The sequence below is a fragment of the Streptomyces sp. NPDC047974 genome, assembly GCF_040653375.1.
In the GTDB taxonomy this organism is placed as follows: Bacteria; Actinomycetota; Actinomycetes; order Streptomycetales; family Streptomycetaceae; genus Streptomyces.
In genome coordinates, this window is sequence record NZ_JBEZNU010000025.1 from 13847 (window position 1) to 35633 (window position 21787).

Sequence of the window (21787 nt, forward strand, 5' to 3'; positions counted from 1 at the left end):
GTCAGTCCTTGTCCCAGGTGATCGGGGTCGGATGGAGGGTAGCGGCGCCGATGCCCGGGCCGGTGGGGAGGGCGAGCGTGCCGTCGTCGATGCGTACCCCGGTGAAGGGGTCGTCGCGCAGACCGACGGGGCCGTCCAGGTCGAGGTGGTCGGCGAGCGGGGCGAGCTGGGCCATGGCGGAGACGCCGAGGGCGCTCTCCACCTTGCAGCCGAGCATGGTCCGCAGGCCGCAGGCGCGGGCCAGCAGGATCATGCGGTGGGCCTCGGCCAGGCCGCCGCAGGTGACGAGTTTGATGTTGACGCCGCTGACGTGTCCGCGCAGCCGCAGGACGTCGTCGGCGTCCGCGCAGTCCTCGTCGGCGAAGACGGGGACGGGCGAGCGCTCGTGGACGTGGCGCAGGTCGTCGAGGCGGCCGGGGGCGACGGGCTGTTCGAGGAGTTCGACGTCGTGGCGGTGGAGCTCCTCGGCGACCCTGAGGGCCTGCTCGCGGTCCCAGGAGCCGTTGCCGTCGACGCGGATGCGGCCGGGGTAGACGGCGCGGAGGATCCCGGCGCGGCTGCCGTCGTCCTCCGGGGTGAGCTTGAGCTTGAGGACCGGCCAGTGGGCGAGGGCGCGGCCCCGGCGGACGAGTTCGTCGTCGGGGCAGGCGCCGATGGACAGGGCGGTGGGCGGTACGGGCAGGCCGTCGAGGCCGAGGAGGTGGCGCAGCGGGCGGCCGGTGGCCTTGCCGAGCAGGTCGTGCAGGGCCATGTCGACGGCCGACCGGGCCGCCGGGCCGATGCCGGGCAGCGCGTCGAGGGCGGCGCGCAGCCCGTACGGGGAGGCGCCGGCGAGCGCGGGCGCGCAGGCGTCGAGGTCGTCGGGGTCGGCGTCGCGGGCGGTGCCGAGGCCGCGCAGCCCGTCCCAGTCGAGCGCGACGACGCGCTGGCGGACCCGGGTGGTGACGCCGGTGTTGCTGACGAAGGGTTCGCGCAGGGCGATGACGATCTCGTGGTGGGTGAGCCTCATCCGAGGACCTCCTCGAACGCGGCGACCGCGCCGCACGCCTGGCGGAAGGTCAGCGCCCGGAAGCCGTCGGGTTCGACGGGGACGGCGGGCTCCCGCACGGCGCCGTCGGCCGGTACTCCGCTGCCGCCGGCGAACCGGCCGCGCAGGTACGGCGAGAGCAGCTCGGCCTGGCCGTCCAGCCAGCGCAGCGTCGTCTCGTGGGCGGCGGCCGGGCCGGCGGCCCGGAGCCGGGCGAACAGGCCGGCCATCAACTCGACGTCGCGGGGCGAGGTGCTGGGCGGGCAGAGCATGAAGGTCTGGGCGGGCAGCAGGACGAACGCCACCGGGCGGGCGGCCTCGAAGTGCTCGACCAGCGGGTCGGTGACGGCCCGCAGGGACCGCACGGTGGAGCGCCGGGTCAGGTAGCCGTGGCGCCGGGGCGGGCAGCCGGCCATGGCGCGCGCCCCCCAGTGCAGGTGGGTGATGAAGGGCCGCTCCGGGGGGCCGGGCGGGGCGTCGGGGTGGTGCATGTCCAGGAGCGCGAAGAGGACGTTGGTGAGCTGGAGCGACATCACCGGCAGCAGCGGCGGCAGTCCGGGCAGCCGGGCGAAGAACGCGGCCGGGTCGACCAGCGCGTGGACGGTCGCCATGACCGCCTCGGCCAGGGCGCGCGCCGAGGGGTAGTGCTGGTCCTCCAGGAGGTAGCCGGAGCCTTCCGGGCGCACCCGGCAGCGGGCCACCTCGCCGTCCGCGCGCACGGCCTGGCTGATCAGTTCGGCGAAGGCCTGGTTGCGGCCCTGGGCGGCGGCCTGCTCCAGGAGCAGGGTGAGCATGTCGGTGACGAGTTCGGCGCGGTCGGTCAGGGCGGTGGCCCAGTGCCGGAAGCGGTAGCCGGGCAGGGCTTCCATCCGCTGCCGGTGCAGGTCGACGAGGGGGACGAGCCGTCCGTCGACCTCGGCCTGCACCAGGGGGCAGAACAGCGGTGCGGAGCGGTCGCGGCGCACGAAGCGGGTGCCGTCCCAGGTGTGCAGCGGCAGGACGTGCCGCTTGCCCTGGTCGATGAGGGAGCCGGGCTGGTACGCCTCGTCGCCGCCTTCGGTGTCGGCCTCGGTGCGGGTGAAGCCGTAGATCAGCGGGTAGCCGTGGCCGCCGCCGCAGATGGCGGTGTTGAAGTCCATCGGCCCGGCGCGGCCGGCCGCGATGTCCTCCCAGTTGCCCAGGTGGCCGGTGCGCGGCGGCAGCAGCGACGGGTCCTCGGCGAGGGCGTCGAGGAGGGTGCCGACGGGCAGGTCGTGGGTGCCGGCGTGGACGGGGACGAAGGTCTTGGCGCCCGCGGTGAGGGCGTCGGCCTCGACCGCGGTGCGCAGGCCCAGGGTGTCGAGGATGTGCGTCACGCGTCGGCCTCCGGTCGGGCGCCCATGGTGCGCAGCAGGTAGGGCAGGGTGCCGCCGGCCAGCAGGACGTCCCACTCGCCGGCCGACCGCACGTCCGCCCGTACGGCGAAGGCGGTGCCGTCGGCGGTGACGTGGGCCTCGCCGCTCTCGCGCACCCGCGACAGGTCGATGCCGAACTCCTCGCGGCCGGTCAGGCCGAGGTCGCGCCAGCTCCGCCCGGCGGGCAGGAGCAGCGGCAGGATGCCCATGGCGCACAGGTTGGCCCGGTGGATGCGCTCGAAGTCCTCGGCGAGGACCGCGCGGACGCCGAGCAGCCAGGGCCCCTTGGCGGCCCAGTCGCGGGACGAGCCCATGCCGTAGCCGCGCCCCGCCAGGACGATCAGGGGCGTGCCGCTGTCGGCGTAGCGCCGGGCGGCGTCGTAGACGGGCAGCCGCTCGCCGCCGGGCAGGTGCAGGGTGGTGCCGCCGCTGTCGCCGTCGCCGACCAGCAGGTTGCGCAGGCGCGGGTTGCTGAACGTGCCGCGGGCCATCACCTCGTGGTTGCCGCGCCGGGAGCCGTACGAGTTGAAGTCGCGTACGCCCCGCTCGCGCAGGTACGCGCCGGCCGGGGAGGCGGCCGGGACGGCGCCGACGGGAGAGATGTGGTCGGTGCTGACGTGGTCGCCGAGGGCCACCAGGGCGCGGGCCCCGGCCAGGACGGGAAGCCCGCCCTCGGAGTCCGCGTACGCGGGCGGCCGGATGTAGGTGGAGGCCTCGTCCCACGCGTACACCTCGCCTTCGGGGGCGGTGATCGCCTCCCACGCGGGCTGCGGCGCGGTGTCGGCCGCGAACACCTCGGGGGTGACGTACCGCTCCTCCAGGTCGCGCAGCTCGGCGGCGTGCGGCCACAGGTCCCGCAGGTGGACGGGGACGCCGTCGCGGTCGACGCCGAGGGGACGGCTCTCCAGGTCCGTGCGGACGTCGCCGACCAGGGCGAGCGCCACGACCAGGGCGGGCGAGGCGAGGTAGCCGGCGCGGACCTGGCCGTGGACCCGGGAGGCGAAGTTGCGGTTGCCGCTGAGGACGGCGGCCACCGTCAGGTCCCCGCGGTCGACGGCCTCGCCGACGCCCTCGTTGAGGGGCCCGCTGCCGCCGTTGCAGGTCATGCAGCCGTACCCGGCGACGTGGAAGCCGAGCGTCTCCAGGTCGCCGAGGAGCCCGGCGTCGGCCAGGTAGCGGGTGACCGCCCTGGAGCCGGGCGACAGGCTGGTCTTGACGTGGGCGGGGACCCGCAGGCCCCGCTCGACGGCGCGCTTCGCGAGCAGCCCGGCGGCGAGCATCGCCTTGGGGTTGGAGGTGCTGGTGCAGGAGGTGATGGCGGCGATGACGAGGTCGCCGTCCTGGACTCCGCCCTCGCTCCGCGGCCCCTCCGGGCAGAGCGCGGCCAGCGAACCGGGCAGTTCGCCCAGGGAGATGCGCTGGTCGGGGCGGCTGGGGCCGGCGAGTCCCGGGCCCACCTCGCTCAGGTCGAAGACGACGGTCCGTCCGAAGACGGGCTCGGCGGCCGCCCGGAGCAGGCGCTGCTCACGGCAGTACTCCCGCACGCGGGACACCGCCGGCTCGTCGCGGCCGGTGCGCCGCAGGTAGTCGAGGGTCTCCTCGTCGACCGGGAAGAACGCCGACATGGCGCCGTACTCGGGGGCCATGTTGGCCACGGTGCAGCGGTCGGGCGCGGAGAGTTCGTCGACGCCGGGGCCGGTGAACTCCACCATCAGGCCCTGGACGTTCTCCTCGCGCAGCCGCCGGGTCAGCGCCAGGACGACGTCGGTGGGCGAGGTCCCGGGGCTGATGGTGCCGGTGAGCCGCACCCCCACGATCGCCGGGATGCGGATGGCCTGCGCGAGGCCCAGCATCTGCGCCTCGGCCTCCAGGCCGCCGACGCCCCAGCCGAGCACGCCCAGGCCGTTGACCATGGTGGTGTGGCTGTCGGTGCCCAGGACGGTGTCGGGCGCGAGGAGGCCGTCGGGGCCCTCGGTGACGACGGTGGCCAGCTGCTCCAGGTTGACCTGGTGGACGATGCCGCGGCCCGGCGGGATCACCCGCACCCCGTCGAAGACGCCCTCGGCCCACTTGAGGAAGGCGTAGCGCTCGCGGTTGCGGTCCATCTCCAGGGCCTCGTTCAGGCCCAGGGCGTCCGGGCGGCCCGCCCAGTCGGTCTGCACCGAGTGGTCGACGACCACGTCGACGGGGAGGGCGGGGTTGACCCGGCCCGGCTCGGCGACCCGGTCGCGGAGCACGGCCAGGTCGACCAGGAGCGGGATGCCGGTGTAGTCCTGCACCAGGATGCGGGCGGGGCGGAACGGCATCTCCAGGTCCGGGTCCTCGCCGAGCGCCAGGCGCTTGCCCAGGACCGCGGCCTGCGCGGGGTCCCCGGCGCGCAGCAGCGATTCGAGCAGGACGCGGCCGGTGTAGGGGACGGCGTCGAGGTCGAAGCCGTGCCCGGCGGCGAAGTCCGGCAGCCGCACGGGAGAAGGGAAGGTGCTCATCGCGCGGCTCCCGAGGGGTAGGTGAGGCCGCGCGGGCCCGCGTAGGCGAGCAGCGGGCGGATGAGGACGTTGTTGGCGTGCTGCTCCAGCGCCTGGGCGACCCAGCCGGGCGCCCGTCCGACGACGAACAGGGCGACGGCCAGGTCGTCCGGCAGGCCGAGGAGGCGGTAGGAGAGACCGGCGTAGAGGTCGACGTTGGGGGCGACGCCGTGCCGCTGCCGGGGCAGCATCGCGGCGGCGACCGCGTCGAGGACGTCGAGGCCGGTGCGGTCGCCGCGCTCCTCGCTCAACTCGACGACGCTGGCGCGCAGATGGCGCATGCGCGGGTCCTCGGTGCGGTAGACGCGGTGGCCGAAGCCCATGACGGGCTCGCCGCGGCTCTGCAGGGCGGCGACGTGCGCCTCGGCGTTCTCGGGGGTGCCGACCTCGTCGACGAGGGTGATGGCCCGTTCGGCGGCGCCGCCGTGCACCGAGCCGGAGAAGGCGGCGATGGCGGCGGTGAGCGCGGCGGTCATGTCGGCGCGGCAGCCGATGGCGACGCGGGCGGTGAACGCGGAGGCGTTGGAGCCGTGGTCGGCGTGGACGACGAAGCCCTTGTCGATGACGCGGACGGCGGCCGGGGTGGGCTCCTCGCCGAGGAGCACGGTGAGGAACGCCTCGGCGTGGCCGGCGTCCTCGCGGGGCGCGAGCGGCTCGCGGCCGCTGCGGAAGGCGTGGTGCGCGGCCACGATCATCGGTATGCGGGCGATGAGTTCGATGCCGGCCTCGCGGGCCTCCGCGAGGCTCTCGTCGGTGCCCGCCGCCCGGCGGGGGCCGAACGCGCCGAGCGCCGAGACGCAGGTGCGCAGCGCCTCCATCGGGTGGGCGTGCGCGAGGGAGCGGGCGAGGTCCAGGACCGGCGCGGGCAGGGTGCGGGCGGCGCGCAGCTGCTTGGCGAAGACCTCCAGGCCGGCCGCGTCGGGGAGGTGGCCGTGGACCAGCAGGTGGGCGACCTCCTCGAAGGAGGCGTGCTCGGCGAGGTCGTGGATGCTGTAGCCCCGGTACTCCAGGGTGCCCTCGGCGCCGTCGATGTGCGTGACGGCCGAGTGGTCGAAGGTGACGCCCTCCAGGCCCCGGTGGACGGTGACGCCGGCCGCGGGGGCGTCCGCGGCACCGGAGTCCGTGCGCGCCCCGGCGGCCGCGGGGCCGCCCAGGCCGTCGGCGAAGGCGCGCACCGCGTCGAGGGTGCGCAGCTCCAGCATGAGGTCGTCGTCGACCTCGACGCCGTACTCCTGCTCCAGGGCGACCATCAGCGCGACGTGGCCGAGCGAGTCCCACTCGCGGACGGACTGGTAGGCGAGATCGGCCGTGAGGCGGTCCTCGGTGATGCCCAGGGTGCGGGCGACGAGCTGGTCGACTGTGCTCACGATGGGCTCTCTTCGGTGGTCGCGGGTCGGAGGTCGCGGGGTAAGGGGGCGGTGCTCACGGGCCGGTCCGCAGGAGCTCGCGCAGCGCGCCCCGGTCGGTCTTGCCGTTGCCGTTGAGGGGCATCTCGGCCAGCACGTGGATCCGGGCGGGCGTCATGTAGGGCGGCAGCGCGGCCTCGCAGGCGGCGGTGAGCGCCGCGGGGTCGGCGTCGCCGCAGACGACCGCGGTCACGGTGTGGGCGTCGGGCCACTGCAGGGCGACCGCCTCCACGGCGCCGGCCTGCCTCAGCACGGCCTCGATCTCGCCCAGTTCGACGCGGTAGCCGCCGATCTTGACCTGCTGGTCGTTGCGGCCCAGGTGGACGTAGGCGTCGTCCTGCAGCCGCACCAGGTCGCCGGTGCGGTAGTAGGTGCGGCCCTCGTACGGGAAGAACCGCTCGGCGGTGAGTTCGGGCGCCCGCCAGTAGCCGGGGGCGGTCTGCGCGCCCGCCACGCACAGTTCCCCGGTCTCGCCGTCCGCCACCGGGGTGCCGTCCTCCCCGATCACCAGCGGGTGCAGGCCCGGGTAGGGGCGGCCGATCGGCACGTTGTCGTGGACGCAGGACGCGGGGCCGGTCACCGGGTCCCAGCGGTGCGCCGTGCAGGCGATGGTGAGTTCGGTGGGCCCGTACAGGTTCTCCACCACCGACCCCGGCGCGGCGGCCTGCCAGGCCTCGGCGGTCTCGCGGGGCAGCGCCTCGCCGCAGAAGAGGCTCCAGCGCAGCGTGGGCATCGTCCCGGGCAGGAGCTTGCCGCGCCGCCGCAGGACGGCGGCGACGGACGGCACGGAGAACCAGACGGTGATCCCGTTGCGCTCCAGGTACTTGAACGGGGACAGCAGCTCGATGGGGTCCATCGAGCAGACCCGGGCGCCGTTCTCCCAGGCCATGAAGAGGTCGAAGACCGACAGGTCGAAGGTCTGGTCGAAGGTCTGCGTCAGCCGGTCGTCGGGGGTGAGCCGGTAGCGCTCCTGGTTGGCGTCGAGGAACGCGCGGACGTTGCCGTGGGTGACGGGCACGCCCTTGGGCGCGCCGGTGCTGCCCGAGGTGAACAGCAGGTAGGCGAGGTCGTCGGGCGCGACCGGGGGCAGTTCCTCCAGTGGCGCGGCGGCGGCCAGGTCCCGGGCGTCCAGGACGCGTGCGCCGCCCAGGTCGCCGGCCTCGGCCCGCTCGACGTCGGGGAGCAGCACGACCGGCGTCCGCGGCAGCCCCCGCAGCAGCTCGGCGAGGCCGGGCAGGGAGGCGGCGTCCACGATGATCGCGTCGACGTCGGCGCGTTCCAGCATCGAGCGGGTCCGCTCGGCGGGGAACCTGCGGTTCAGCGGGACGAACGCGGCGCCCGCGCAGAGCGCGGCGGCGACTCCCAGGTAGGAGGCCTCGCTGCGGTGGGCGAAGACCGCGACCCGGGCGGGCCGGCCGCCGGTGGCCTCGACCAGCAGGGCGGCCCAGCGGCGCGCGGTGGTCGCGGCCTCGGCGTAGCCGATCTCGCGGCGTCCCAGGGTCAGCGCGGTGCGGTCCGGCTGGACGAGCGCGTGCCGGAGGAGGCCGGCGCCCAGGCGTACGTCCGTTGCTGTGGTCATGTCTGTCCGAACTCGTCGACGGCGGATTGGCTCGAAACTATCGACGGCTCGGGGGGCCGGTCCCGGTTGTGCGCGCTGCCGCGCTAAACACCCTTGACCGGGGAAAACCGCGTTCTGCTCGTTTCCCCCGCACGCGGGGCACGGGCGGGAGGACCGCGCGGGCGCGCGCTCAGACGGTGGCGGCGTCCTTCGCCGGGGCCGCCGCGGCGGCCTTGCGGGCGCCGTGGGCGACGACGGCGGGGACGGCGGCGCCGAGGACGGCGTAGGCCACGGCCAGGACGACCCAGCCGACGGCGCCGTGCCCGATGATCAGCCAGGCGAGGACGGCGGGGGCGAACATCTTGCCGATGTCCTGGCCCATCTTGTAGGTGCCCTGGTACTGGCCCTGCGCGTGGTCGGGCGCCAGGTCGAAGACGATGGTCCAGCTGCCCGCCGCCTGCCGGATCTCCCCGAGCGCGTGCAGCAGCGCGCCGACGCCGAGGAGCACCCCGGCCGCGACGGCCTCCGCGCCGTCGGTGAGGGCGAAGAGCAGGCAGGCGGCGGCCACGCAGCCGGCGCCCTGGAGGCTCGCGAAGGACGCCGACCTCGGGCCGTCGACACCGCGCGCGGCCCGGGTCTGGAGGGCCACCACGAGGACGGTGTTCAGCAGGAGCAGGGCCGCGCTGGTCCAGCGCGGCGCGTCCGTGTGGTGGACGACCCACAGGGGCAGCACGAGGTCGAGCAGCAGGGCGTGGGTGGCGAGGGCGCCGTCGAGGACGGTGAACGCCAGGAAGGGCGTGTCCCGCAGCACCGAGAAGGCGGCGCCCGGGGTGGCGGGCGCCGGCGGCACCGGCCGCTCCTTGAGCGTGAGCAGTCCCGTGATCAGGAAGCACACGGCGGTGAAGAGGACGGCGCCCTGGTAGCCGGCGCGTTCGTCCCACACGAGGACGAGGCCGGCGAGGCAGGCGCCGACCGCCAGGGTCGCGTTGACCGCGGCCCGGATGTACGCCATGACGTGGACCCGCTCCTTCCGGGGCACGTTGGCCGCGATCATCGCCTTGCGGGCGTTGTTGCCGGCCCGGTAGGCCAGCCCCTGCACGGAGGTGACGATCAGGTACGACCAGAAGCCCTGCGCCGCGACGAGGGCCGCGGTCAGCGGGGCCAGGGCGAGGAACGACCACAGTTGCACGGTGCGGGGTCCCGCGCGGTCGGCGAGGTGGCCCAGCGGGATGCTGGACACCAGGACGAGGACGGCCGTGATGCCGAGGGCGATGCCCAGCTCGCCGGGTGACATGCCGACGACCGTGACCGCGTAGATGGCGCTCAGGGCCATCCACAGCCCCTGGCCCAGGCTCATCACCATGGTGATGAACGTCAGCAGCCGGGTGGGGCCGGGCTCGGGGAGTATGCGGATCGGCACTGTCGGATTCCTGTCGCGTGGTCGGGGCGTGCGGAAGGGCGGGCGTACGGAAGCGCGGTGGACCGCCGCTTCACGCCCGGGAGTAGAGGTGCTCGGGCCGGCCGCTGGTGCCGTACTTGAGGGTGAGCCGCAGCCGCCCGCTGTCGGCGAGGTGCTTCAGGTACCGCTGGGCCGTGGAGCGGCTGATCCCCGTCAGCTCGGACACCTCCTGGGCGGCGAGCTCGCGCCCGGCGCCGTGCTCGTCGACCATGCGGGAGACGAGGTCCGCGGTGCGCTCGGAGAAGCCCTTGGGCAGGTCGCGGACGGCGTCCGGCGGGCAGGAGCCGCCGAGGGTCCGGTCGACGGCGTCCTGGTCCATCTCGGTGGCCTCGTCGAGCGCGGCGCGCGTCCGGGCGTACGACTCCAGGCGCTCGCGCAGGGCCTCCGGGGTGAAGGGCTTCACGAGGTAGTGCAGGACGCCGGCGCGGAGGGCCGCGCGGACCGACTCGGGTCTGCGGTCGGCGGTGACCATGAGGACGTCGACGTCCAGGTCGAGGCCGCGGAGGCGGCGGGTGACGGAGAGTCCGCTCTCGTTGGGGAGGTGCTGGTCGAGCAGGATGAGGTCGATGCCGCCGCGTTCGGCGGCCGCCAGGGCCGGGCCGGCGCTGTGGGCGATGCCCGCCACCCGGAAGCCGGGCGTCTCGGCCACGTAGTGGGCGTTGATCCTCGCCACGTAGAAGTCGTCGTCGACCACGAGCACGTTGATCACCGGTCCTCCCCGCCCCGGCCGGACGGGCCCGCGTCGCCCTGGCGCGCCGTCTGCCGGCGGGCTCCCCGGCGCTGTTCGCCGACGCGCATGCGGACGGTGAAGACGGCGCCGCCGCCCCGCCGGGCCCGCACCTCGACGGATCCGTCCCGCGCCTCGGCGACGGCGCGGACGAGCGCGAGGCCGATGCCCCGGGGTCGTTCGGGCGAGGCCGGTTTCGTGGAGGTGCCGCGCTCGAAGACCCAGCGGCGCAGGTGGGGCGGCACGCCGGGCCCGTTGTCGTGCACGGAGAGGTCGACGGTGCCCCGGTCGTACCGGAGCGCGAGTTCCACGCGGGGCTCCGGCCGGCCGTCGCCGGTGACGGCGTCCAGGGCGTTGTCGACGAGGTTGCCGAGGACGGCGCCGATCTCCCCCGCCCCCTCCAGGCCGTCGGGCAGCCCGGAGGCGGGACAGAGCCGGAGGTCCACGCCGCGCTCGGCGGCGGCGATGAGCCGGCCCACGGCCTGGGCGCGGACCAGGGGGTCGCCGATCCGGCGGGTGATCGCCTCGACCGTGGCGAGCGGCACCCCGAGGGAGGACGCGAAGTCGTCGGCCCGTTCCTCCGCGAACCGGGCGAGCACCTGCAGGCCCCTCAGGGTGTGCAGCGCGTTGCGCCGTTCGTGCCGCCGCACCTCGGCGTCGACCAGATGACGGGCGCTCTGGAGACTGGCGAGCCAGGCGCGCTCCGCCGCCGTGGGGAGCGCGACCCGGGCCTGCGGAGCAGTCGCGTACAGCTGGCTGTGGTGGGTCATGACGGACTTTCCGTGGTCCTCGCACCGGTGAAGGTGAACCATTGGACCCGATCACGCCGAACACTTCAACGATTTTGGCGTGAATAGATCACCTTGCTCAGTCCTTCGGTGTGAAGGCGTCCGGGACCGGCAGGGTCGACCAGTGGGAGAGCGGCCAGGCCACCACGATGGCGCGGCCCACGACGTCGGTGAGGGGGACCATGCCGGCGTGCGGGTCGTCCTGGTGGTAGCGGGAGTCCTGGGAGGCCTGGCGGTGGTCGCCCATGACCCAGAGGTGGCCGGCCGGGACGGTGACCTTGAACCGGCCGCCCTCGTCGTCGCTGCACGGGGTGTTGCCCGCGTACACGTACGGCTCCGTGAGCGGGGTCCCGTTGAGTTCGAGCGGGCCGGTGCCGGTGCATTCGACGGTGTCGCCGGCCACGCCGACGACCCGCTTGATCAGGTGCTGTTCGCCGGCCGCGGGCATCAGGCCGACGAAGCCGAGGGCCTTCTGGACGGTGCTCGGGGGCTTCGTCTCGTGGCCGGCGAGCCAGTCGGCCGGGTCGCGGAAGACGACCACCTCGCCCCGGCCGGGCTCCGAGCCGAACCACGGGGTGAGCTTGTCGACGAGGACCCGGTCGTCCTCCTGGAGGGTGTTCTGCATGGAGCCCGAGGGGATCAGGAACGCCTGCACCAGGAAGGTCTTGATCAGGAAGGCGAGACCCAGGGCGACCACGGCGAGGAGGGGGTACTCCAGCCACGGGGAGAGGGTGCGGCGCGGGCCCTTCCGGGGGGCCTCCTCGGCTTCCGGGGCCGGCCTCGGCTCCGTCGACACGTCCGTGCTGTCCGTCATGTCCGCCCGCCCCGATTCAGTTGGTTCCTGCCGCATGGGTCGACCCTAGGGCCCGTACCGCCCGCCGAGCAGTCCCCCGGCGGGTTCGCCCTCCTTACGGGTGACCCGCCCGCGGCAGGGGCTCAGCGCAGTTCCTCCGGGCAGGCCGTGCCGCGCGGGAAGAGCTTGTACGGGGCCGCGAGACGGTAGGTGCCCGCCTTCGGGGCGACCAGTTCCGTCCACTCGTCGCCCTGCTCGTCCGGCTCGGCCTTCACCAGGCAGCCGTTCTCGTTGGCGAAGACCTTCGGGAGCTCCGTCTCGGACTCCTCCCGCGCCAGCTTGGACTCCTCCGTCTCCTGCGGGGGCTCCAGCTTGCCGCCGTTCTCGTCCATGAGCGCCAGCCACGGGGAGTAGGGGACGCGGATCTTCACCCGGGCCGGGCGGTCCAGGTGGAGGACGACCTCGTTCTCGGCGGCGCGCTCGACCTGCGCCGGGGCGTCGGCGAGCGGGGTGGCGCCGGCCACCTCGTACAGCCGCCAGTTCGCGTCGGACCAGACCTGGTTCAGGTACGGCAGGCCCTCGCCGACCAGCTCGGCCTCCCGCTCGGCGCCCGAGTCGGGGGCACCGGTCGGCAGGACGACGTACCGGACGGCCCAGCGGTGGAGCCACTCGCGGTAGTTCGAGGCGTTGAGCGTGTCGTCGTAGAAGAGCGGGTTGCGCTCCATGTCCGCCTGGCGGTTCCAGCCGCGCGCGAGGTTGATGTACGGGCTGAGCGCCGAGGACTCGCGGTGGCTCGACGCCGGGACGACCTCGACGCGCGCCTTCCGCGCCTCGCGCACCTGGAGCTGGTTGATCAGCGGCGCCACCTCGAAGGCCCAGGAGGCGTCCGGGCGGGTGCGGATCACGTCGTCGACGCCCTTGAAGCCGATCCAGAAGTTGAGGCCGAGGAAGGCGACGGCCAGCGCGTACCAGCGGCGCGACCGCGGGCGCGTGTACGGCAGCGCCGCGAGCAGCGCCACGCCCGCGAAGAGCATCGGGAGCCGCGAGATGTTCGACCCGATCTGGGAGTCGATCAGCCAGGTCAGGAACGTGCCGACGGTGTAGCAGGCGGCGGCCGTGCGGACGGTGCGCCAGTCCCTCGGTACGAGGACGAGGACGAGGATCCCGAAGAGCAGCGGCAGCGACGTCGACCCGAAGGACATCGGCTGGGTGCCGGAGAAGGGGAAGAGCCAGGAGGAGACCGCGACGACCGCGACCGGGGCGAGGCCGATGGCGTACGCGCCCGGCCTCCGCTTGTTCAGGAAGAGCGCCGCCGCCACCACGCCGAGGAACAGGCCCGCGACCGGGCTGCACGCCGTCGCGAGCCCGGCGAGCGGCGCCGCGACCGCGGCCTTCGCCCACCGTTTGCGGCGCCAGCGGTGCGGCCAGCAGAAGACGGCGGCGACCGCGCCGAGCGCGAACATCATGCCGAGGCCGAAGGTCACCCGGCCCGACAGCGCGTTGCAGAGGAAGGCGAAGACGCCCGCGAGCGAGCAGGCCATCGGGTTCCGGACGGCCGGCACCCGCACCAGGATCAGCGCGGTCAGGGCGGCGGAGAGCGTCCCCGCGATCATCATCGTGGTGCGGACGCCGAGCACCGACATCACGTACGGCGAGACCACGCTGTACGAGACCGGGTGCATCCCCCCGTACCAGGCGAGGTTGTACGCCGAGTCGGGGTGCCGGCCGACGAACTCGGCCCAGGCGTCCTGCGCCGCGAGGTCGCCGCCGCTGTTCGCGAACCAGAAGAACCAGAGGACGTGCAGCAGCGCGGCGACGCCCGTCGCCACCAGCACGGGGTAGCGGCGCTTGCGGCGCCGCGGTGCGGGCGGGGCGGCGGGCACGGCCGGGGCCGGGGTCCGCTCGGGGGCGGAGCGCTGGTTCGGGAGCACTATTCGCGACGGTGAACCGTGGGTGGGGGGCGGGACGGTGCCGGAGGCCGGGGCGGCCTCCTGGGTGCCATCCTGCGCGACGGACGGCCCGGCGTCCTGCCCAGAGCGCGGCCGGGGGTCCGGGCGCGTGGCGGTCCGGTCCGTGGCGGCCCCGTCCGGCGCGGCCTCGCCGCGGTCCGCGCGTGTCGGCTCGACGGTGGTCACTGCGGCCCTTTCCCGTGCTGCTTCCGTGCTGTCCCGTGCGGGTCGTCCCTCTCACGGGGGCGCGGCCGGCACCCCGAAGACGCTAACAGCAGGGCGCCCCGGCCGTCCGGGGCGCCCTGCCGTCCGCTCTCCCGGGGGTCAGCCCACGCGGGTCAGCTTCTTGTCGAAGCCGGGCTCCACCAGGTCGGACCCGAGCGCCACCGGGGCGCTGACCCTGGCGTCGCCCTCGCCGATGGAGACCGTGCCGACGACGTCCCCGGCCTTGCCGGAGTGGGGGACGGCCTTGCCGCCGTCGGTCAGCGCCAGGTCGACCTTCAGGCCCGGCCAGCCGACGGCCTTGATCTCCTTCGTCGCCACGACCGGGGTCCGGACGCCGAGCCCGTCGTCGACGTACCCGACGACCTGGCCCTTCTTCACGACGGCCGCGGAGGTGACGTCGTCCTGCGCCTGCTTGATCAGCTCGTAGCTGTAGTCGAGGGACAGCTCCAGCTTCTTGTTGAGGCTGGCGGCGTCCTGCGCGCCCATCACGATGCCGAGGACGCGGTGGGTGCGGCCGTCGACGACCGTGTTGGCCGACCAGAGCAGGTTGCCGCCGGCGGGGGTGGAGGAACCGGTCTTGATGCCGGTCACCCCGTCCTTGAGCAGCAGCCGGCTGTTGTTGTTCTCGATGTAGCCGACGCCCTCGATGGTGGCGTTCGGCATGTCCACGATCTCGCGGAAGACGTCGAACTTCATGACCGCCTTCGCCAGCTTCAGCTGGTCCTGCGGCGTGGAGACCGTGGAGTCGAGCAGGCCGGACGGGTCCGTGTAGCGGGACTGGGTCATGCCCAGCTCCTTGGCGGCGGCGTTCATCTTGTCGACGAAAGCCTGCTCCGAGCCGGCGTCCCAGCGCGCGAGCAGCCGGGCGACGTTGTTGGCCGACGGGATCATCAGGAGCTGGAGCAGCTCCTTCTCCGTGTAGGTCTGCCCCTCCTTCACCGCGGCCGTCGACTCGTGCGCCGCCTTCGCCTGCTCGGCGGCCTTCTTGTCGACGGTGATCTCCGGACCCTTCTGCTTCCCCTTGAGCGGGTGGTCGCGGAGGATCACGTACGCGGTCATGGTCTTCGTCACGGATGCGATCGGGGCCGGCTTCTGCGCCCCGTACGTGCCCATGGAGCCGACGCCCTCGACCTCCACCGCGCCCTGGCCCTCGCCGGGCCACGGCATCTTCAGCGGGCCGCCCGCGAAGGTGTACGTCGGCGGCCCGGAGAGCTTCAGGACGGGCGCCGGCAGCGGGCGGACCATCTGCACGATCGCGAAGACGATCAGGAGGAGCAGGACCAGCGGGGTCCAGATCCGGACCCGGCGCACGGTCGTGCGCCAGGCGTTCGGCGGCGGGGGCGGGGTGTTCGTCAGCTCGGCGAGCAGGTCGAGCGGCGGCAGCGGGGGCAGCGGCTGCTGCCGCGTCCGCTCGGGCTCCGCGAGCGCGGGGGCGGGAGCGGCCGCGTCCGCCTTCGGCCGGGGCTCGGGGGCGGCGGCCTCCGCCTTCGCCTTCGCCGCCTTCCGCTCGGCCGGGACGTCCTGGCGCAGCGGCACGAAGGTGCTCGTCCGCTCGCTGTCGGAGTCGCGGCCCGCGACGTCGCGCGGGAGCTTGAGCGCGGTCGTCGGCTGGTCCACGACCGGCGGCCGCACGGCCCGGAACATGGTGGTGGGCTGGTCGACCGGCCCCTCGGACGCGGCGGCCACGGCGGCCTTCGACCCGTCGGGCTCGGGCGCGGCGGGCTTGGGAACCTCGGCCTTGGGCACCTCGGGCTCGGCCGCGGAGGCCTCGGGCGCGTCGGCGCTCGGCCCGGCGGGCTTGGGAACCTCGGTCTTCGGTGCCTCGGTCTTCGGCGCCTCGGTCTTCGGCGCCTCGGGCGCGGCGGGCCTGGGGACCTCGACCTCAGGGGTCTCGGCCTCGGGGGCCTCGGCTTCGCCCTTCGACGGCTCGGCCTCCGGCTCCGCGGGCTTCTTGGTGGCGAACCACGACGGCTCCGCCGCCTTCGGCGCCTCGGCGGCCGCCGCAGGGGCCTCCACGGGCTCGTCGGCGTCCTCGGCGGCCTCCGAGGGCTCCTCGGGCTCCTCCGGCGCGGACGCGGGCTCCTCGGCCTTCGCGGACGCCTCGTCGGTCCCGGGCTCCTCCTCGGCGCCCTCGTCGGCCCCGTCGGACCCGTCGGCCTCGTCGTCCTTCGCCGCCGTCGCGACCCACGCCGCGACGGCCTGCTTCAGTCGGTCGCCCTCGGGCGCGGCCTCGTCGCGGGCCTCGCCGGGCTCCGGAATCGATTCCTCGGCCGGGCCGGCCGGCGCGTTCGACGCCGACGGCTCCGCGTCGTCCTCCGGGACGCGCGGCGCCAGGGTCTTGAAGACCGCCGTCGGCTGGTCCACCGGCGCCGGCGCGGACACCGCGGACGCCGGGGACTCCGAGGAGGCAACCGTCGACGACACCGCCGGCGTCCTCCCCTCCGACGACCCCTGCTGCTCCGCCCTGTCGGGGGACTCGCCCGCCACCGTGCCTCCTCCATGCGTCATGCGTACGTCCGAACCGTCTACCAGTGTCCTGTGTGAACCCCTTGGCTCCCGTGCTAGACGAGAACGACATACCTGCCGGTTCCCGGACGAACCGCACAGGCACTCTCGACAGATGAATGTGAGAGGGGTCACCCTGTCATTCATCCACGCGGGGAGGCATGGATGGGCAGGAGCCGCAGAACCATTCCGGAGGAGCTTCTGCTGCTCGCTCTGGACCCGACCACGGGTACCACAGCGCAGCCGCAGTCGCTCGATCTGGGCCTGGCCGGAGCACAGCTAGTAGAGCTGGCCCTGGCAGGACGGATAGCCCCTGACGGGGATCGTATCGCCGTGGTGATGCCACGGCCGACCGGAGATCCGACTCTGGACTCCGCACTGGAACTGCTGCGCAGGCGCGGCAGTCCGGTCCGGGCCGTCCACTGGATCGGCGGACCCCGACTGGGGCTCCGCCAGACGTATCTCTCGCATCTGGAGCGATGCGGCATGGTGCATGCCGTGGAGGGCCAGATGTGCGGGGTGCTGCCGACGACTCGCTACCAGGCGACGGACACGGCGATCAGCCGGGAGATCAGGGCCCGGCTGGACAGTGCGATCCGCACCGGGGTACCCCCGGACCCGCGGACCGCGGCGCTCGCCGCACTGGCCCACGCGGTCGGTCTCGGCAAGCACCTGTACCCCGGCAACGAAGGACGGTCGTCGCGGTCCCGGCTGCGCGACCTGATCCGGCACGACCCCATGGGCGGTCTCGTCGCGCACGCCGTGATGGACGTCCAGAACGGCGCTGCCGCACAGCCGCGCCGGAGCGGTCAGGGCGTACCCGCCCAGCCGCGCGGCAGCATGGCCCGCGCCGCCGCCCACTGAGGCGGGCGCACGGGCCGGGCACCACGCCGCACCACCGCACCGCCGCACCACGACCCTTCCGGGAGCCGCACCAGGTGTGCGGGGCGCCTCCGGGCGTCCCGCACATCGGTGTCCCCGGCCCCGGGTTGTCGGGTTTTCCCAGCGCACCCGGCACCTTTGGTGGCAGTCTGCCAAGCAGTAGATACTCACAGCTACGCATCGCAGACAGCAGCCGGAGGTGCAGTTTCCGTGGCGTCCAGTGTCAACCCCACCGTCAGGCGACGCCGATTGGGGCAGGAGCTGCGCAAGCTCCGCGAGGGCAAGGGCATGACGGCCGAGCAGGTCGCCGAGCGCCTCCTCGTCTCCCAGTCCAAGATCAGCCGGCTCGAGAACGGCCGCCGCTCCATCAGCCAGCGCGACGTGCGCGACCTGTGCGGGGTGTACGAGGTCGACGACGAGGCGATGGTCAACTCCCTCATGCAGATGGCCAAGGACTCGCGGCAGCAGGGCTGGTGGCACGCCTTCGGCGACATCCCGTACAGCGTCTACATCGGCCTGGAGACGGACGCGCAGAGCCTGCGCGTCTACGAGCCGCAGATCATCCCCGGACTGCTGCAGACCCGTGCGTACGCCACCGCCGTCATCTCCGGCGCGCTCCCCGAGTCGACGCCGGCCGACATCGAGAAGCGGGCCACCGTCCGCACCCGCCGCCAGGACCGGGTCCGCGACGAGGAGCGTCCGCTGCGGCTGTGGGCGGTCATCGACGAGGCCGCGCTGCGCCGGGTGGTCGGCAACCGGCAGGTGATGGCCGAGCAGCTGGAGCACCTCGTCGAGCAGTCGCACCTGCCGCACGTGACCGTGCAGGTGCTGCCCTTCGACACGGGCGCGCACCCCGGCATCAGCGGCCAGTACTCGATCCTGGAGTTCCCGGACGCCTCCGACTCCAGCGTCGTCTACATCGAGGGCGTGACGAGCGACCTGTACCTGGAGAAGGGGCCGGACGTCGCGAAGTACAGCTACATGTACGAGCACCTGCGGGCGCAGGCGCTGGGCGTGGAGCAGACGCGGGACTTCGTCGCCGACATCGCGAAGCGGTACGCCCAGGGCTGAGCCGGCCGGAGGCCGCGGCGGCTCGGGCAGGCCGGAAAGCGACCGTGAGCCACCGGCAGATCTGACAGATCCGACAGATCCGGTGACGTCCCGGGGGCCTGACAGGTCCGGACCACAGGGGGGAAGGCACGGTACACCCCCGACTCGGCCCGACGGAAGCTCAGTTGGAATATGCCACCCGGTCGTGTGAACGCCGGTCCCGCCGCTCGGGACCGGCGAGTAGCGTCGATCAGGCCGGTGGAGATCACGCCGGCACCGACTCTCACGCCCCCTTTCGGGCAGAACCGGAGCTGAGCACATCATGGCCATCATCCAGGGTGCCACCGACAACTGGACCAAGTCCTCCTACTCCGGGGGCAACGGCGCCTGCGTCGAGGTGAAGTCCCCGGCCGTGGCGGCGATCGCCGTCCGCGACTCCAAGGCCCCCGAGGGTCCGTCCCTCTCTTTCGGACCGGGCTCGTGGAACGCCTTCGTCGGCCAGGTGAGCGACGGGGCCCTCTGAGTCCCGCAGCACCGCGCGCAGTACCCCAAGAGCGCCCTCTCGTCCGGTCCGCCGTCCTGGCCGAGAGGGCACGCTCATGTCCGGGCCCGGAAGCGCCTCACCTCAGCAGGTCCACGTACCGGTCCGTCCCCGGGACGGTCGGGACGAAGGGGGCCACCAGCTCCACCCGCCCGGCGTCGCCGGCGAGGTCGGCCAGGCCGGCGAAGTGCGCGTCCCAGCAGTCGCGCGGGTCCCGCTCCAGGAACCAGAGCAGGGTGAGCCGGGTGTCGACGCCCTCCACCTGCTTCACGTACGTCATCCGGTCGCCGGGCAGCGGCGTCGGGCGGAAGACCGTCACCATCGCCGCGGGTGAGCCAGCGAGCCGGCGCGGGAGTTCGCGGGCGGCGAGCCGTTCGAGGAGGGCCGCGCGCTCCTCCGCCCCCGCGCAGTCCACGACCTGGAGGACCAGGCCCGCGTAGGGGTGGTCGAGGGCGTGGACGTCGCGCGGGCCCGCCGCGCCGTCCCGGTACACCGTCGCCGCGTGGTCCTGGAAGGACGTGAAGACGTGGGTGCGGGCGTGGTGGACGCGGGCGTCGCGGTTGAGCCGCTTGTTGATGGCGACGGTCCACTTCATGTGCTCGTCGTAGCGGCCGTCGGTGATCCAGTACGTGGAGAGGTAGCAGCCGGCGGTGACCGGCTGGGCGACGGCGGACTTCTCGGGCGTCCGCAGCTCCTGGAGGTCGCGGGTGGCGACCCAGCGGCGGCCCGCGAACATCCAGGGCATCGCCATCGCGCCGGCGTAGTAGTGGTCGTCCTCGTACCAGCGGTTGTACGCGTACTCGTGCCCCGGGTGCGGCTCCACCATGGTGATCAGCGCATGGCCGGGCCGGACCCCGTACGGGCCGTGCGCCGCCAGCTCCCCGTACGCCTCGACGTCACTCGTCACTGCCGTCTCCCTTCCCTGTACGACTCGGGGCACCTACTCTGACGGACCGTCAGATCAGTGGCCAGAGGCGGGAGGCACCCGGATGCTGCTCCAGGGGAAGACGGTCGTCGTGTCGGGCGTCGGGACCGGACTCGGTCACCGGGTCGCGGAGGCGGTGGTACGCGACGGGGGCAACGCGGTCCTCGGCGCGCGGACCGGGGCGAACCTCGTCAAGACCGCGAGCGCGATCGACCCGTCCGGCGGGCACACCGCGCACCGGGCGACGGACATCACCGACGAGGCGCAGTGCGAGGCGCTCGCCGCGCTCGCCGTCGAACGCTTCGGCCGCATCGACGCGGTCGTGCACGTCGCCGCCTGGGACTCGTACTTCGGCGGCCTCGCCGACGCGGACTTCACGGCCTGGCAGGGCGTCCTCGACGTCAACCTCCTCGGCACGCTGCGGATGACCCGGGCGTGCCTGCCCGCGCTGCGGGCCGGCGGGGGCGGCGCGGTCGTCTTCATCGGCACGCAGTCGGCCGTCGCCGCGCCGACCCAGGTGCAGCAGGCGGCGTACGCGGCGTCCAAGGGCGCCCTGACCTCGGCCATGTACTCGCTGGCGCGGGAGCTGGGCCCGGACCGGATCCGGGTCAACACGGTGCTGCCCGGGTGGATGTGGGGACCGCCGGTCGAGGCGTTCGTCCGCTTCACGGCGGCGTCGGAGGCGGTCGAGGAGGCCGAGGTCCTGGCGCGGCTCACCTCCCGCGTGGCCCTGCCCGACCTGGCCACGGACACGGACGTCGCCGACGCGGTCGCCTTCCTCGCCTCCCCCCGGGCCCGCGCCATCACCGGCCAGTCCCTCCTGGTCAACGCCGGCGAACTCATGCGCTGACCGCCGCCGTTCACGGCGTCGGGTAGCGGGTGTGCCAGGTGGGGGTGTGAAGGGTTGGGGACTGGGTGAGTTCCATGGCGAAGTCGTCGGCGAGTTCGAGGATCGTCCCGCGGCCCTCCACCGCCGCCAGCCACGCCGGCGGCAGCGCCGTCTCCCCGTGCTGCGCCCCGAGCAGCGCGCCCGCCACCGCCGCGGTGACGGCGGACGGCCCGTCGTGGTTGACCGCGAGGCGCAGCCCGTGCCGCACGTCCTCGCCGACGAGCGCGCAGTAGACGGCCGCCGCCAGCTGCCCCTCCGCCCGGTCCTCGTCCGCCCCGAGCGCCGTGACGCGCCCCGCGTCCGGCACCCCCTCGCGGACCGCCGCCAGGGCGCGCGTCAGCGCCTCCGTCACCGGCTCGTGGCCCGGGCGCCCGGCCAGCAGGCCCAGGGCCGTACCGGCGGCGGCCTCGACGGAGGCGCCGCGGGCCACGCCGTGGACGATGACGGCGAGCGCGCCGGCCGCGAGCGTCGCGGCGGGCGCGCCGTGGGTCTGCGCGGCGCACTCGACGGCCAGCTGGCAGACGAGCTGCGGCTCCCAGCCGACGAGCAGCCCGATGGGCGCGGAGCGGGCGAGGGCGCCGGAGTCGCCCGCCTCGGGGTTCTTGGGCCGGTCGAGCGTGCCCAGGCGCTCGTCGGCGAGACCGCTGAGGCAGGCGCGGGGCGCGTCGCGGCGGGCGTACAGCCACTCCTGGCGGCCGAGCCAGCCGTTGTCGCGGCGGCGTTCGTCGGGCCCCCAGTCGCGCTGGGTGGTCGCCCAGCGCAGATGGGCGCGGTGGATCTCGGTGGGCGGGTGCCAGACGCCGCCGTCGCGGCGGACGTGGGCGCGGATGAGGCCGTCGACGGTGAAGAGGCCCATCTGGGTGGCGGCGGTGACGGGCAGGGTGCCGTCGGGGGGCTCGGCGAGGCCCGCCTCGCCGTGCGCCGTACGGATCTCCCCCAGCGTCCGGTCGTGGACGCCCGCCCCGAGCGCGTCGCCGACGGCCGCGCCGAGCAGGCAGCCGCGGACGCGCGCCCGGAAGTCCTGTTGTTCGGTGCGGCCCCACACGGCCGCGGCAGTGGTGGTCACGACGTGCCCTCCCCCGTCCGAGGTCCTGCTCTCTCGCCGTTCTGACACCGGTCTGCGCAGCACTCTAATCGACCGGGT

General features: G+C 74.2%; 17 protein-coding genes. 4 read left to right on the top strand and 13 right to left on the bottom strand.

Going from position 1 to position 21787, the window contains the following annotated elements; all coding sequences use genetic code 11:
* Position 1: 1 nt before the first annotated feature.
* The 11 genes from AB0E19_RS29065 to AB0E19_RS29115 form a co-directional block, all read right to left on the bottom strand.
* Complete coding sequence (locus tag AB0E19_RS29065; protein ID WP_362185161.1) at positions 2–1009, bottom strand: enolase C-terminal domain-like protein; 1008 nt, start codon at positions 1007–1009, stop codon at positions 2–4.
* The gene (locus tag AB0E19_RS29070; protein WP_362185162.1) at positions 1006–2382 is read right to left on the bottom strand and encodes a DUF6025 family protein; all 1377 of its coding nucleotides are present in this window, start codon (positions 2380–2382) and stop codon (positions 1006–1008) included. Before AB0E19_RS29070 ends, AB0E19_RS29065 begins: the two co-directional genes overlap by 4 nt.
* Positions 2379–4907: an aconitate hydratase AcnA gene (gene acnA, locus AB0E19_RS29075; protein WP_362185163.1), complete on the bottom strand. Its 2529-nt coding sequence runs from the start codon at positions 4905–4907 to the stop codon at positions 2379–2381. The genes AB0E19_RS29070 and acnA overlap by 4 nt, the downstream gene beginning before the upstream one ends.
* Positions 4904–6313, bottom strand: a complete 1410-nt coding sequence (locus AB0E19_RS29080) for a citrate/2-methylcitrate synthase (RefSeq protein ID WP_362185164.1) — start codon at positions 6311–6313, stop codon at positions 4904–4906. The genes acnA and AB0E19_RS29080 overlap by 4 nt, the downstream gene beginning before the upstream one ends.
* Positions 6314–6368: 55 nt before the next feature.
* On the bottom strand, positions 6369–7931 hold the full coding sequence (locus AB0E19_RS29085; RefSeq protein WP_362185165.1) for an amino acid adenylation domain-containing protein: 1563 nt from the start codon (positions 7929–7931) through the stop codon (positions 6369–6371).
* Positions 7932–8100: 169 nt separating this feature from the next.
* Positions 8101–9330, bottom strand: a complete 1230-nt coding sequence (locus AB0E19_RS29090) for an MFS transporter (protein ID WP_362185166.1) — start codon at positions 9328–9330, stop codon at positions 8101–8103.
* Positions 9331–9400: 70 nt separating this feature from the next.
* Positions 9401–10078 carry a response regulator gene (locus AB0E19_RS29095; protein WP_362185167.1) on the bottom strand — a complete coding sequence of 226 codons (678 nt, stop codon included), beginning with the start codon at positions 10076–10078 and terminating at the stop codon, positions 9401–9403.
* Complete coding sequence (locus AB0E19_RS29100; RefSeq protein WP_362185168.1) at positions 10075–10866, bottom strand: ATP-binding protein; 792 nt, start codon at positions 10864–10866, stop codon at positions 10075–10077. Before AB0E19_RS29100 ends, AB0E19_RS29095 begins: the two co-directional genes overlap by 4 nt.
* Before the next feature lie 97 nt (positions 10867–10963).
* Positions 10964–11698, bottom strand: a complete 735-nt coding sequence (lepB, locus tag AB0E19_RS29105; RefSeq protein WP_362185169.1) for a signal peptidase I — start codon at positions 11696–11698, stop codon at positions 10964–10966.
* Positions 11699–11820: 122 nt separating this feature from the next.
* Positions 11821–13560 carry an MFS transporter gene (locus tag AB0E19_RS29110; RefSeq protein WP_362185249.1) on the bottom strand — a complete coding sequence of 580 codons (1740 nt, stop codon included), beginning with the start codon at positions 13558–13560 and terminating at the stop codon, positions 11821–11823.
* A 390-nt stretch (positions 13561–13950) separates the two neighbouring features.
* Entirely contained in the window at positions 13951–16338 is a 2388-nt protein-coding gene (locus AB0E19_RS29115; protein WP_362185250.1) for a serine hydrolase, read from the bottom strand.
* Positions 16339–16521: 183 nt separating this feature from the next.
* On the opposite strand from AB0E19_RS29115, the gene AB0E19_RS29120 reads away from it, so the two are divergent.
* From AB0E19_RS29120 to AB0E19_RS29130, 3 genes are all read left to right on the top strand, one after another.
* Positions 16522–17220 (top strand): GPP34 family phosphoprotein, encoded by a 699-nt coding sequence (locus AB0E19_RS29120; protein ID WP_169094262.1) that lies wholly within the window; start codon positions 16522–16524, stop codon positions 17218–17220.
* Between the two features lie 228 nt (positions 17221–17448).
* Entirely contained in the window at positions 17449–18309 is an 861-nt protein-coding gene (locus AB0E19_RS29125; protein WP_362185170.1) for a helix-turn-helix transcriptional regulator, read from the top strand.
* A gap of 301 nt (positions 18310–18610) precedes the next feature.
* Positions 18611–18811 (top strand): DUF397 domain-containing protein, encoded by a 201-nt coding sequence (locus AB0E19_RS29130; RefSeq protein WP_169094264.1) that lies wholly within the window; start codon positions 18611–18613, stop codon positions 18809–18811.
* Positions 18812–18908: 97 nt separating this feature from the next.
* Here AB0E19_RS29130 and AB0E19_RS29135 read toward each other — a convergent pair whose 3' ends face one another.
* Positions 18909–19736, bottom strand: coding sequence for a hypothetical protein (locus AB0E19_RS29135; protein WP_362185171.1), 828 nt, complete (start codon positions 19734–19736; stop codon positions 18909–18911).
* A gap of 82 nt (positions 19737–19818) precedes the next feature.
* Here AB0E19_RS29135 and AB0E19_RS29140 point away from each other — a divergent pair, with 82 nt between their 5' ends.
* A complete protein-coding gene (locus AB0E19_RS29140; protein WP_362185172.1) occupies positions 19819–20604 on the top strand; it encodes an SDR family oxidoreductase in 786 nt (261 codons plus the stop codon).
* Between the two features lie 10 nt (positions 20605–20614).
* On the opposite strand, the gene AB0E19_RS29145 is transcribed toward AB0E19_RS29140, so the two are convergent.
* Complete coding sequence (locus AB0E19_RS29145) at positions 20615–21709, bottom strand: ADP-ribosylglycohydrolase family protein (RefSeq protein ID WP_362185173.1); 1095 nt, start codon at positions 21707–21709, stop codon at positions 20615–20617.
* Between the last annotated feature and the right edge of the window lie 78 nt (positions 21710–21787).

Coding starts and splice junctions, on each gene's coding strand:
- lepB (WP_362185169.1), bottom strand. CDS start 11,698: ATGACGGACAGCACGGACGTGTCGACGGAGCCGAGGCCGGCCCCGGAA.
- AB0E19_RS29140 (WP_362185172.1), top strand. CDS start 19,819: ATGCTGCTCCAGGGGAAGACGGTCGTCGTGTCGGGCGTCGGGACCGGA.
- AB0E19_RS29065 (WP_362185161.1), bottom strand. CDS start 1,009: ATGAGGCTCACCCACCACGAGATCGTCATCGCCCTGCGCGAACCCTTC.
- AB0E19_RS29130 (WP_169094264.1), top strand. CDS start 18,611: ATGGCCATCATCCAGGGTGCCACCGACAACTGGACCAAGTCCTCCTAC.
- AB0E19_RS29120 (WP_169094262.1), top strand. CDS start 16,522: ATGGGCAGGAGCCGCAGAACCATTCCGGAGGAGCTTCTGCTGCTCGCT.
- acnA (WP_362185163.1), bottom strand. CDS start 4,907: ATGAGCACCTTCCCTTCTCCCGTGCGGCTGCCGGACTTCGCCGCCGGG.
- AB0E19_RS29100 (WP_362185168.1), bottom strand. CDS start 10,866: ATGACCCACCACAGCCAGCTGTACGCGACTGCTCCGCAGGCCCGGGTC.
- AB0E19_RS29085 (WP_362185165.1), bottom strand. CDS start 7,931: ATGACCACAGCAACGGACGTACGCCTGGGCGCCGGCCTCCTCCGGCAC.